This is a genomic window from Microbacterium sufflavum, from assembly GCF_023091155.1.
Taxonomy (GTDB): domain Bacteria; phylum Actinomycetota; class Actinomycetes; order Actinomycetales; family Microbacteriaceae; genus Microbacterium; species Microbacterium sufflavum.
Genome location: NZ_JAHWXK010000001.1, coordinates 651,385 through 663,566 on the forward strand (window position 1 = coordinate 651,385; position 12,182 = coordinate 663,566).

8 protein-coding genes and 1 riboswitch are annotated in these 12,182 nt (G+C 71.4%); of the genes, 1 reads left to right on the top strand and 7 read right to left on the bottom strand.

What is annotated here, in order from left to right; translation table 11 throughout:
* Window positions 1-14 precede the first annotated feature (14 nt).
* From gadC to KZC56_RS03350, 5 genes are all read right to left on the bottom strand, one after another.
* Window positions 15-1,496: a glutamate/gamma-aminobutyrate antiporter GadC gene (gene gadC, locus KZC56_RS03330; protein ID WP_247637863.1), complete on the bottom strand. Its 1,482-nt coding sequence runs from the start codon at window positions 1,494-1,496 to the stop codon at window positions 15-17.
* A gap of 10 nt (window positions 1,497-1,506) precedes the next feature.
* Entirely contained in the window at window positions 1,507-2,877 is a 1,371-nt protein-coding gene (gene gad / locus KZC56_RS03335; protein ID WP_136033349.1) for a glutamate decarboxylase, read from the bottom strand.
* 100 nt (window positions 2,878-2,977) lie between these two features.
* On the bottom strand, window positions 2,978-3,769 hold the full coding sequence (locus KZC56_RS03340; RefSeq protein WP_206252502.1) for an energy-coupling factor transporter transmembrane component T family protein: 792 nt from the start codon (window positions 3,767-3,769) through the stop codon (window positions 2,978-2,980).
* Window positions 3,766-5,223: an ABC transporter ATP-binding protein gene (locus KZC56_RS03345; RefSeq protein WP_206253498.1), complete on the bottom strand. Its 1,458-nt coding sequence runs from the start codon at window positions 5,221-5,223 to the stop codon at window positions 3,766-3,768. Before KZC56_RS03345 ends, KZC56_RS03340 begins: the two co-directional genes overlap by 4 nt.
* On the bottom strand, window positions 5,223-5,867 hold the full coding sequence (locus tag KZC56_RS03350) for an ECF transporter S component (protein ID WP_247637864.1): 645 nt from the start codon (window positions 5,865-5,867) through the stop codon (window positions 5,223-5,225). Before KZC56_RS03350 ends, KZC56_RS03345 begins: the two co-directional genes overlap by 1 nt.
* Window positions 5,858-5,969, bottom strand: a riboswitch (TPP riboswitch). (Overlaps the previous gene by 10 nt.)
* 80 nt (window positions 5,970-6,049) lie before the next feature.
* On the opposite strand from KZC56_RS03350, the gene KZC56_RS17765 reads away from it, so the two are divergent.
* Window positions 6,050-8,065, top strand: coding sequence for a D-alanyl-D-alanine carboxypeptidase family protein (locus KZC56_RS17765; protein WP_247637865.1), 2,016 nt, complete (start codon window positions 6,050-6,052; stop codon window positions 8,063-8,065).
* A 97-nt stretch (window positions 8,066-8,162) separates the two neighbouring features.
* Here KZC56_RS17765 and KZC56_RS03360 read toward each other — a convergent pair whose 3' ends face one another.
* The gene (locus tag KZC56_RS03360; protein ID WP_247637866.1) at window positions 8,163-10,424 is read right to left on the bottom strand and encodes an ABC transporter ATP-binding protein; all 2,262 of its coding nucleotides are present in this window, start codon (window positions 10,422-10,424) and stop codon (window positions 8,163-8,165) included.
* Window positions 10,421-12,148 (bottom strand): ABC transporter ATP-binding protein, encoded by a 1,728-nt coding sequence (locus KZC56_RS03365; RefSeq protein ID WP_136030718.1) that lies wholly within the window; start codon window positions 12,146-12,148, stop codon window positions 10,421-10,423. Before KZC56_RS03365 ends, KZC56_RS03360 begins: the two co-directional genes overlap by 4 nt.
* Window positions 12,149-12,182: the final 34 nt, after the last annotated feature.

Sequence of the window (12,182 nt, forward strand, 5' to 3'; positions counted from 1 at the left end):
TCGGTTCCGGGCGCTCAGGCCTCCGGGTGGGCGTCGCTGGGCAGGCTGCCGTCCGCCGGCCGGCGGTCCCACGACGGACGGCGCACCGCGTAGAACACCAGGGGTGGAGCACCCAGCACCACGATCACCGCCCCCACGATCCACGGGTAGGCCGCGGGCGGGAACGCGGTGAAGCCGTCCGGCGGGATGAACGCGAGGAGGAACGCGGCCAGGCAGGCGACGAAGCCCACCCCGGCGACCAGCGGCAGCCCCTTCACCCGGTACGCGCGCTTCACGTCCGGCGCCTTCCGCCGCAGCACGAGGGCCGAGGCGAACATCAGCATGTACATGACGAGGTACAGCGCGGCGGCCATGTCGATCAGCGCGACGAAGGCCGCGCTCACGTTCGGCACGATGATGAAGATCGCCGCGAGCACCGTCACGATCGTGCCCTGCAGCATCAGGATGCCCGACTGCACGCCCGCCTTGTTCCTCTTCTGCAGCAGCGGCGGCAGCAGCCCCGTCTCCGCCGCGGCCAGCACGCCCTTCGACGGGCCGGCGACCCAGGTCACGACCGAGGCGAGGGCGCCCGCGGCGATCAGGGCCGACACCACCGCGGTGGCCCAGCCCATGCTCCAGTGGTCGAAGTACTCCCCGAACGCGAGCATGATGCCGTTCGTGAGACCGAGCTCCTTCGGCGGCACCGCGACCGCGATCGCGAGGGTCGGCAGGATGAACACGAGCAGGATGAGCGCCGCCGCGAGGAACACCGAGCGGGGGTAGCCGCGGCCGGGGTCCTTCATCTGGTTCACGTGCACCGCGTTCACCTCCATACCGGCGTAGGCCAGCACGTTCGACACGATCAGCACGATCGAGGCGAGCCCGGTGAACGGCGGGATCATCGCCGACGCCTCGAGGGGGACCTGGCTCTTCTCGCCGCTGAACACCCAGACCGCGCCGAACACGATCAGCAGCACGGCGGGCAGCAGCGTGCCGAGGATGCCGCCCCATGAGCCGAGCTTGGCGAACAGGTCGCCGCCGCGGAGGGTGACCAGCGTCGCACCCCAGTAGCAGACGATGATCACGACCGCGGTGAAGAAGCCCGAGCTCGACAGCGACGGATCCAGGAAGACGAACGCCAGCGCGCCCGCCACGAAGGCGAGCTGGGTGGGGAACCACACCACGTTCTGGATCCACTGGAGCCACACCGCGGTGAACCCCCAGCGGTTGCCGAGGGCTTCGCGCACCCAGACGTAGACGCCGCCCTTCCACCCGGTCGCGAGCTCGGCCGCCACCAGCGCCGTGGGCACCAGGAACAGGATCGCCGGGATGAGGTAGAGCATGATGCTCCCGAGGCCGTAGACCGCCATCGCCGGCAGGGAGCGCAGGCTCGCCACCACGACGAGCGTCAGCAGGGCGAGCTGCCCCACCCCCAGCACGGCCACCGCGGGCCGGGAGACGCGGGTCGACGAGGTGACGGCGGGACGGGGGGCGTGTTCGGCACCGTGTGCAGACATGACCCGCGCCTCAGTGGTGGAACGCCGAGTCGGGGTGGTCGCCCGGCATCGGCGCGGTGAGGGCGTCGAGGTGCGCGACCTCGGCGGTGATCGCGTCGAGCAGTTCGGCGGCCAGGTCCATGCTGAGGCCGTTGCGCACCACGATGCGCTGCACCGTGAGCTCCTCCAGGTCGGCGGGCATCGGGTAGGCGGGCACGAGCCAGCCGCGCATGCGCAACCGATCCTGCAGGTCGTACAGGGTCCAGTTGTCGGTATGCCCCTGCTTCAACCGCCACGCGAACACGGGGATGTCGCTGCCGTCGTTCCACAGCTCGAACGCGTCGAGCTTCGCGATGCCCGCCGACAGGAACTTCGCCACGTCCTGCGACGCCTGCTGCACCGCCCGGTACCCCTCGAAGCCGAGGCGGAGGAACAGGTAGTACTGCAGCAGCACCTGTGCGCCGGGGCGCGAGAAGTTCAGTGCGAACGTGGGCATCTCCCCGCCGAGGTAGCTGACCTGGAACACGAGGTCCTCCGGCAGCCACTGGGCGTCGCGCCACACGACCCACCCGAGTCCGGGGTACACGAGCCCGTACTTGTGGCCGGAGGTGCTGATGGAGTGCACCCGCTCCAGGCGGAAGTCCCACTCCAGGTCGGGCTGCAGGAACGGGGCGATCATCGCCCCGGAGGCGCCGTCCACGTGGATCGGGATGTCGAGCCCCGTGTTCTTCTGGATCTCGTCGAGCGCCGCCGCGATCTGCGCGACCGGCTCGTACATGCCGGTGTAGGTGACGCCCATGATCGCCACGACCCCGATCGTGTTCTCGTCGACGTACTTCTCCAGCTCGTGCCCGTCGAGCGTCTTGTGCTCCTCGCTGATCGGCACGAAGCGCGGCTCCACGTCGAAGTAGTTGCAGAACTTCTCCCAGCACACCTGCACGGCGCTCGACATCACGAGGTTCGGCGAGGAGGCGTCCTTCCCCGCGGCGCGACGCGCCTGCTGCCACCGGCGCTTGAACGCGAGCCCGCCGAGCATGCACGCCTCGGACGAGCCGATGGTGGACGTGCCGATGCTGCGGGCGGCATCCGGCGCATGCCAGAGGTTCGCGAGCATGTGCCAGCAGTTGTCCTCGATCGCGGCGGTCTGCGGGTACTCGTCCTTGTCGATCATGTTCTTGTCGAACGAGGCCATGTACACCTGCTTGGCCTCGTCGTCCATCCAGGTGCTCACGAACGTCGCGAGGTTCAGACGGGCGTTGCCGTCGAGGATGGTCTCGTCCTCGACGATCTGTTTCGCGGTCGACGGGAGCGACTCGGCGTCGGGGATCACGTGTCGCGGTGCGACCGTGGCCTCCCCCGGCCGGGTGAAGATCGGCTGACCGTCGGTGGGTGCAGTGCTCATGTGCGGAGTCCTTTCGGCTGAGTCGGCTTCTCACTCCGTTCGTCACGCTAGCCACGGCGCGTTGACGTATCTCCCGCCCCTCGCGTAAACGGGGTGAGGCTCAGGCGCCGGGACCGAGGATGAAGTTCCAGGCTCCGGTGAGCACGGCCGCCGCGACCGCGATGCCGGAGATGGCCGCGCCGACCGCGAGCAGCAGCCACTCCGCCGCCCCGAACCGCGACTCGCGCGCCCACGTGCGGCGCCCCGGCGCTCCGAACCCTCGCGCTTCCATGGCCGTGGCGAGCTTGGCGCCGCGGCGGATCGACAGCACCAGCAGCGCGAACGCCATCCCGAAGAAACGGCGCAGGCGCCCGCGGTCGGCCACCCCGCGTGCGCGCCGCGCCAGCTCGAGCGCCCGCCAGTCGTCGAGGAACAGCCCGACCATGCGCAGGCCCGCGAGCGCACCCAGCACGAACCGGGCGGGGAGGCGGAGGATCTGCCCGAGCCCGTCGGCGAGGTCGGTGGGGTCGACGGTCACGAACAGCACCACGGACGGCAGGGCGATCGCGAGCACGCGCAGCATCGTCGCCACGGCGAGGGCGAGCGAGCCCTCGCTGATGCGCAGCACGAACCAGTCCACGTACACGGTGCCGGAGGTCTCGCCGTACAGCGCGATCGTGAGCCCGGTGAGCGGCGCCGCGAGCCACACCGGCCACGTGCGCACCCAGAACTCCCGCCAGCCGATGCCCGCAAACAGGAACAGCACGAACTCGAGCGCCAGGGCTACCGCGGCCGAGACCGGGTCGAGCGTGAGGATGAGCGGCACGGCGATCAGCGCGCTCACGCCGAGCTTGGCGACCGGGTTGATGCGGGCCACCGCGCCGGTGCGGGCCTTCGCGTCGAGCAGGGTCACGGCATGCCGCCCAGGTCGAACCGGGTGGCGTGGAGGGCTCTGGCCACGTCGAGGTCGTGCGTGATCGCGACCACGGCCGACCCCTCGTCGCGCAAGGCCGCGAGCAGCGCGACCAGCTCCGCCCACGTACGCGCGTCCTGCCCGAACGTGGGCTCGTCCAGCACGAGCACCCGGGGGCGTGTGGCGATCGCGGCCGCGACCGTGAGGCGCCGCTTCTCCCCGCCGGACAGCGTGTACGGGTTCGCGGCCGCGAGACGGTCGAGGCGCAGGCGGGAGAGGAGCTCGTCGGTGCGCGCGGCGATCTCGTCCTCGGGGAGGCCGAGCGCGCGGGGGCCGACGGCGAGCTCGTCGCGCACGGTCGTGGCGAGCAGCTGATGCTCCGGCTCCTGGAACACCATGCCGACGCGGGTGAGCAGGTCGCGCGAGCTCCACCGGATGGGCGCGGGGTCGGCGCCGTCCGCGAGCTCGGGCGCGGCGACCACTGCTCCCCCCGCGGGCGGAAGGAGTCCCGCGAGCGTGAGGCCGAGCGTCGACTTGCCGGCGCCGTTGGGCCCGGTGACCGCGACGGCCTCTCCCGCGTGCACGTCGAGGTCGATGCCCGTGGCGACCGGGCGACCCTTCACCCGGGCGACCGCGAGCCCGCGCGCCGAGAGCAGCACCTCGCGGGGGGCCGTGCGCGGCGGCGGCGGGAACGCGGGCGGATGCCCGGGGACCCACACCCCGTCGTCGGCGAGCCGCTGCCCCTGCGCCCCGAGCACCTCGTGCGGAGGGCCGTCGGCGACCACGCCGCCCTCGCCGATCACGATCACGCGGGTCATGAGGGGCAGCCACACGTCGAGCCGGTGCTCCACGACCACGAGCGTGGCGGGGTGGGTGTCGAGCAGGCGCGACACCGCGTCGCGCACCTCCGCCACCCCGTGCGGGTCGAGGTTCGCGGTGGGCTCGTCGAGCAGCAGCAGTCCGGGGCGCATGGCGAGGAGTCCCGCGAGCGCGAGGCGCTGCTTCTGGCCGCCCGACAGCGCCTTGGTGGGGTGGTCGAGCGGCACGTCGAGCCCCACGGCCTCCAGGGCCGCGGTGACGCGCGGCCAGATCTCGGCGCGCGGGATGCCCAGGTTCTCGCAGCCGAAGGCGACGTCGTCGCCCACGCGTGCCAGGATCACCTGCGAGTCGGGGTCTTGCAGCACCAGTCCCGCGCGACCCCGGGTGGCGGTCGCCGCGGCGCCGTCGACGAGCAGCCGGCCCTCGCTCTCGCCCTCCTCCTCGCCGCCGAGGACGCCGGCGAGCCCGTGGAGCAGCGTCGACTTGCCCGCGCCGGATGCGCCGAGCACGAGCACGCGCTCGCCCGGCTCGATGCGGAACGACACGTCGCGCAGGGCCCAGGCGAGGCGACTCGCGTGACGCCACCCCCACCCTCGAGCCTCGACGGCGGCGGGGGTGGCCTGCTCGGCCCCCATCAGACGCGGACGCGCGCCTCGCGGCCGGAGCCGAACCGGTCGAGCGCGCCGGTCGCCGCGATGCCCCTGGCCAGAACCCACGACAGCGCCCCCGCGATCACCGCGCCGGAGACGACGGTGCTGAGCAGGTAGATCGTCGTGAACGCCGGGCCGGATCCGGCGTACCAGAGCACGAGGTTGTTGATGCCGCCCGCGAGTGCGGCGCCCGCACCGGCGAGGATCGCGACGGGCAGCGACCAGCGACGGTAGAAGAACAGCAGGAAGACGAGCTCGGCGCCGAGCCCCTGCACGAGCCCGGCCTCCAGGGTGAGGAAGCCGCCCCACTGGTTGCCGATGAGCGCCGAGACGACGGCGGCGAGCAGTTCGACGTAGATCGCGGCTCCGGCCTTGCGGATGATGAGTCCGCCGAGCACGCCCGCGAACAGCCAGGGGCCGTCGAGCAGGCCCTGCAGCCCGGGGAGCAGCGGTTCGAGGAGGGCCTTGGGGCCGAGGTAGCCGACGTTCCAGGCGAGGAAGATCAGGCCGGCGGCGACACCGAGGACACTGGCGACGACGATGTCGACGATGCGCCAGCGCAGGTAGTTGCGCGGCGCGGCCGCCGTCGAGGTCTTCGCGGATGCGGACGTGGACGTGGACGTACTCATAGGAACTCCTCCCTGCGCTGGCATGACCCAGATCAGGTTCGACGGTCGAAGCGCGATTCGCTCCCTCTCAGCCCGGCTCGCCGGACTCCCGTGGTTGTGCTGACGATCCTACCCGGTCCGCCGGTTGGCGCGTCGCCGCCCCGGCGCGGCCGATTCCCGGCCGGATTCGGTACCGTAAGCGGGTGACCGCATCCGATCCCGCCGGCGAGGCGACGGGCATCGGCGGCAACGGCCCCGCTCCGACTGCTGCCCCCTCCGACGACGCCCCCACGTCCGCGCTGCGCTCGCGGGCGCGGGCGACCACCACCCCACCGACCGGGAGCGACGACGCGGGCGACGACGACGCGCGACCCCCGGCGCGGGTTCCCGCCGCCTCCGCCGTGTCGACCTCCGGTCTCGGCGCGCTGTTCGGCGACCGTGCGCGCACCGCGACCGCGACCGATGCCTCCGCGAACGGCGCCGCGACCGGAGGCGACGCGGACGTGAGTACGGACCGCCCCGCGGCCGACGCCTCCCCCTCCTCTGATCCCGCGATCGCGTCCGTCGCGTCGGCCCCGCCCGCCGCGGACTCCGCCTCCTCGACCGACGCCGCCGCCGACGCAGGCGACGCGGACGGGAGCACCGACCGCCCCGCGGCCGACGCCTCCCCCTCCGCTGATCCCGCGATCGCGTCCGTCGCGTCGGCCCCGCCCGCCGCGGACGCCGCCTCCTCTACGATCACGGCAGCGACGCCGCCGCTGACCAAGCCGCCGTTCCGCGCGAGGGTGTCGGAGCCGGCTCCCCCGGCCGAAGACGACGATGCCGCGGTCGCCCTCCTGTCCGGTGCGGCCGCGCACTGGGCCGATGACGCGACCCCGGCGACCGCGCTGACCTGGGTGGATCCCGCCGATGTCGCGGCGCACGCTCCCGCCGTCTCGCTCGATGCCGAGCCCGAGGAAGAGACCGCCGCGGGCCTGTTCCGCGGGGCCCGGCTGCGTCCGGCCATCGCGCGCCCCGGCCTGCTCGTGCCGTTGGGCGTGCTGGCCGGGCTCGTCCTGGCCTATTCGGGCACGACGCTGCTGTGGCCGCTGCACGAGGTGCCCCCGGCGGTGGAGGCGGTGCAGTTCGAGACGACGCCCGCCACGGCCGCCGAGCTCACGTGGCCTGCGGAGGGCAGCGCGGCCGTGGGGGTCGCCGGCATGACCACGTCGGCGTCGATCCCGGATGCGGTGAGCATCGCGAGCATCACGAAGGTCGTCAGCAGCCTGATGGTGCTGGATCGGATGCCGCTCGCGCCGGGTGAGCAGGGACCGGAGTTCCGTTTCACCCGCGGCGACAGCGTGCGCTACTGGGACTATCGACGCCAGGATCAGTCGGCGCTCGACGTCCCGGTCAACGGTGTGCTCACGGAGTATCAGCTGTTGCAGGGCACGCTGCTCGGCTCGGCGAACAACTACATCGATCGGCTGGCCTCGGAGATCTGGGGGTCGAACTCCGAGTTCGCCAGGGCGGCCGAGGAGTGGCTGAGCGAGCGTGGTCTGACCGGGATCACGGTGGTGACGCCGTCGGGTTTCGATGAGCGCAACGTCGCGACGCCGGAGGCGCTGATCGCGCTGGGCGAGCTGGCCATGCGCAACCCGGTGTTCGCGGAGATCGTCGGCACCGCCTCGGTCGAGCTTCCGGGCGCGGGGACGGTCGTGAACACCAACGGCATGCTGGCCGATCCGGGCGTCGTCGGCATCAAGACCGGGACCCTGGTCGGGTGGAACCTCCTCACCGCGAAGGATGTGGAGGTGGGCGACACGACCGTGCGGCTGTTCGCGGCAGTGCTGGATCAGGCCGACGACGAGTCGCGGCTCGCGGCCACCCGCGCGCTGTTCAGTCAGGCGGAGGCGGAGCTGCAGACGGAGGAACCGGCCGTCGCCGCGGGCACGGTGGTCGGTCGCGTCACCACGATGTGGGGCGAGGAGGTGGAAGTGGTCACCGCGGAGGACGCGGACGTCGTGCTGTGGAACGGTGCCGCCGCGACCGCGACCGCCGCGTTCGACCTGGGCGAGCGACGAGAGGCCGACGACCGCGTGGGCACGCTGACCACCACCGGGCCACTCGACACGGAGGACACGGCCCTCGTGCTGCGCGAAGACGTGGAGGGCCCCAGTCCCTGGTGGCGCCTGACGCACCCGCTCGATCTGCTGGGCATCACCGTCCACACCGACTGAGCCAGGCGCCGCCGTTCACCGGCCGCGCAGACGACGACGCCCCGCTCCGAGGATCCGGAGCGGGGCGTCGTGTCGTTGGTGCGGGACCGCCGAGGTGTCAGGCGCGGGGGTCCGCGCCCTCGGCGCCGTCATCGAGCAGCGCTCGTGCGGCCGCGGCCTCCGCGGCCGGGACGTTCGCTCCGACCGAGGCTCCGGCGATCGCGTCGTCGGCCTGCTCCCGTGCCGTCTCGTCGGCGGCCTCCCCCGTGACGACCACGGGCGTGGAGCCCGTGAGGGCCTCCTCCGCGTCGAGGTCGGTCGCGGCCTGCTCGAACTGTGACTGGTACAGCCGCCAGTAGGCGCCCTGCGCGGCGATGAGCTCGTCGTGCGTGCCCTTCTCCACGATGTCGCCGTGCTCCATCACGAGGATGAGGTCGGCGTCGCGGATGGTGGACAGGCGGTGCGCGATCACGAACGACGTGCGCCCCTGGCGGAGCGCGGCCATCGCGTGCTGCAGCAGCAGCTCGGTGCGGGTGTCGACGGCCGAGGTGGCCTCATCCAGGATGAGGATCGACGGCTGGGCGACGAACGCGCGCGCGATCGTGATCAGCTGCCGCTCACCGGCCGACACGTTGGACGCATCCTCGTCGAGCACGGTGTCGTAGCCCTCGGGGAGGGCGTGCACGAACCGGTCGACGTACGTGGCCTTGGCGGCGGTGAGCACTTCCTCGTCGGTCGCGGTGGAGCGACCGTAGCGGATGTTCTCGCGGATGCTCCCGGCGAACAGCCACGGGTCCTGCAGCACCATGCCGGTGCGCGAGCGCAGGTCGTCGCGCGTGATCTGCGAGATGTCCTGACCGTCGAGCGTGATGCGCCCGCCGCTGAGCTCGTAGAACCGCATGATCAGGTTGACCAGCGTGGTCTTGCCCGCGCCGGTCGGCCCGACGATCGCGACCGTCTGGCCCGGCTCCACCCGGAACGACAGGTCGGTGATCAGCGGTCGCTCCGGCGTGTAGGAGAAGGACACGTTCTCGAACTCGATCACGCCCTTGCCGTCGCCGAGCCGCGGGGCGTCGGCCTCGTCGGGCTCCTGCTCGTCGGCGTCGAGCAGGTCGAACACCCGCTCGGCCGACGCCGTGCCGGACTGCACGACCGCTGCCATGCCGCCCAGCTCCGACAGCGGCTGCGTGAACTGCTGCGAGTACTGGATGAACGCCTGCACGTCGCCGAGGCGCAGCTGACCGTTCGCGACCATGAGGCCGCCGAGCACCGCGATGCCGACGTAGGTGAGGCTGCCGACGAAGGTCATGGCGGGCATGATGATGCCCGACAGGAACTGCGCCTTGAAGCTCGCCTGGAACAGCTCCTCGTTCTCGGCCTTGAACTTGTCGAGCGCGTCCTGCTCCCGACCGAACACCTTCACGAGCGCGTGCCCGGAGAAAGCCTCCTCGACGCGGGCGTTGAGGCGGCCGACCTTGCGCCACTGGGTGCCGAAGGCCTTCTGCGAGCGCGGGCCGATGACGCCGAAGATCACGCCCATGAGCGGCAGCGCGACCAGGGCCACCAGTGCCAGCTGCCACGAGATCGAGAACATCATCACCAGCACGCCGACCACGGTGAGCACGGCGGTCAGGGCCCCGGAGAGGGACTGCTGCATCGTCTGGGTGATGTTGTCGATGTCGTTCGTGACGCGGGAGATCAGCTCGCCGCGCTGCACCCTGTCGAAGTACGACAGCGGCAGCCGGTTGATCTTCGCCTCGACGGCCTCGCGGAGACGCCACATGGTGCGCACCATGATGACGTTGATCACGTATCCCTGCAGCCAGCTCAGGAACGCGGCCACCACGTAGATCGCGAGGACGGCGGCGATGACCCAGCGCAGAGCATCGAAGTCGATGCCGTCGCCGACCCGGAAGTCGCCGAGGGCGCCGACCTGGTTGGCGAAGTCGTCCTGCCCCGCTCCGCGCAGCGCATCGACCACCACGTCCTGCGACGTTCCGGCGGGGAAGCCGGGGAAGTCGCCGTTCGGCTGGCCGAGCTGGATGGAGATGAAGCCGCGGTAGACGATGTTGGTCGCCTCGGCCAGGACCTTGGGAGCTGCGACCGTCAGCACGACGCCCAGGGCCCCGAGGATCGACACGAACACGAACCACACGGCCGAGGGCTTGAGCAGTCCGATCATGCGGGCGAAGCTCGGCCCGAAGTTGTCGGCCTTGCCCGGCGCGACGCTGTCCCAGCCGCCGCCGTTCTGCCGTGCCTGCTCCGCGAGCTCGGCCTCGTACTGCTCTTCCGCCGTGAGCTCGCGCTCCTCGGTCTGCGCCGGGCCCTTTCCCCGCCCGCGCTTCGGTGCGGCGCTGCGCTTGTCGTCCTGCGCGCTCATGCGTCCACCCCCAGCTGCGACTCGACGATCTCTCGATAGGTGCCGCTGGTCTCCAGCAGCTCCTCGTGCGTGCCGACGCCCACCATCGTGCCGCCCTCGAGCACCACGATGCGATCGGCGTCGGTGATGGTGGAGACACGCTGGGCGACCACGATCTTCGTGACGTGCGGCAGCTCGCGCCACAGCGCCTGCCGCAGTCGCGCGTCCGTGGTCAGGTCGAGCGCCGAGAAGGAGTCGTCGAACACGAGCACCTTCGGCTGGTGCACGATGGCCCGCGCGATCGCGAGGCGCTGGCGCTGGCCGCCCGACACGTTCGTGCCGCCCTGGGCGATGCGGGACTCGAGCCCGTCGGGCATCTCCTCCACGAAGTCACGCCCCTGGGCGATCTCGAGCGCGTGCCACAGCTCCTCATCGGTCGCGTCCTCCCGGCCGTAGCGCAGGTTCGACGCGACGGTGCCGGTGAAGAGGAACGGACGCTGCGGAACCAGACCGATGCTGTCCCACAGCGCCTCCACGTCGGCCTCGCGCACGTCGGTGCCGCCCACGTGCACCGAGCCGCTCGAGACGTCGAACAGACGCGGGATGAGAGAGACCAGCGTGGTCTTGCCCGCACCCGTGGAACCCACGATCGCGACCGTCTCACCCGGCTGCGCCGCGAAGCTGATGCCGGTCAGCACGGGCGCGTCGGCGCCCGGGTAGGTGAAGGCGACGTCGTCGAACGCGACCGCACCCGGCGTCGGGAACTCGGTGACGCCGTTCGCGGGGCGCGTCATGGTCGACTCGGTGTTGAGCACCTCGCCGATGCGCTCGGCCGAGACGGCGGCGCGCGGGATCATCATCGCCATGAAGCTGGCCATGATGACGCCGCCCATGATCTGGCCGATGTACTGCATGAAGGCGAACAGCGTGCCCACCTGCACGGTGCCGTTGTTGACCTCGATGCCGCCGAACCAGATCACGGCGACCACGGTCACGTTGAGGATGAGCATGAACAGCGGGAACAGCAGCACGAACAGCGAGCCGACCTTGCGGCCGACGACCATGATGTCGGTGTTGGCTCCGCGGAAGCGCTCCTCTTCGATGCGCTCGCGCACGAACGCGCGGACGACGCGCACGCCGGTGAGCTGCTCGCGCATGATGCGGTTGACGTTGTCGAGCTTGCCCTGGTAGCTGCGGAACAGCGGCACCATGCGGCCGATCACGAGCGCCGCCAGGAGCAGGAGCACGGGGACCGACACGGCGATGAGCCAGCTGAGCCCGGCGTTGGTCTGCACGGCGAAGATGATGCCGCCGATCGCGAGCAGCGGCGCGGTGACGAGCATGGTCGCGCCCATCATCGCCAGCATCTGCACCTGCTGCACGTCGTTGGTGTTGCGCGTGATGAGGGAGCCGGCGCCGAACTGCGACACCTCGCGCTCGGAGAAGCCGCTGACCTTGCCGAACACGTCGGCACGGATGTCGCGACCCGCGCCCATCGCCGCGCGCGCGGCGAAGAAGGTCGCGATCACGGAGGCGACGATCTGGCCCAGGGAGACCGCGAGCATGAACAGACCGGTGCGCCAGATGTAGGCGGTGTCGCCCTGCGCGACGCCCTTGTCGATGATGTCGGCGTTGAGGCGGGGCAGGTAGAGGGTGGCAGCCGCGCTGGCGAACTGGAAGACCAGCACGGCCACGAGGAGCCACTTATATCGGGACAGATAGCGGAGGAGGATTTTTCCCAGCACAGGCGGACTTTCTAGGAAGGAGGAGGCGGCGGAT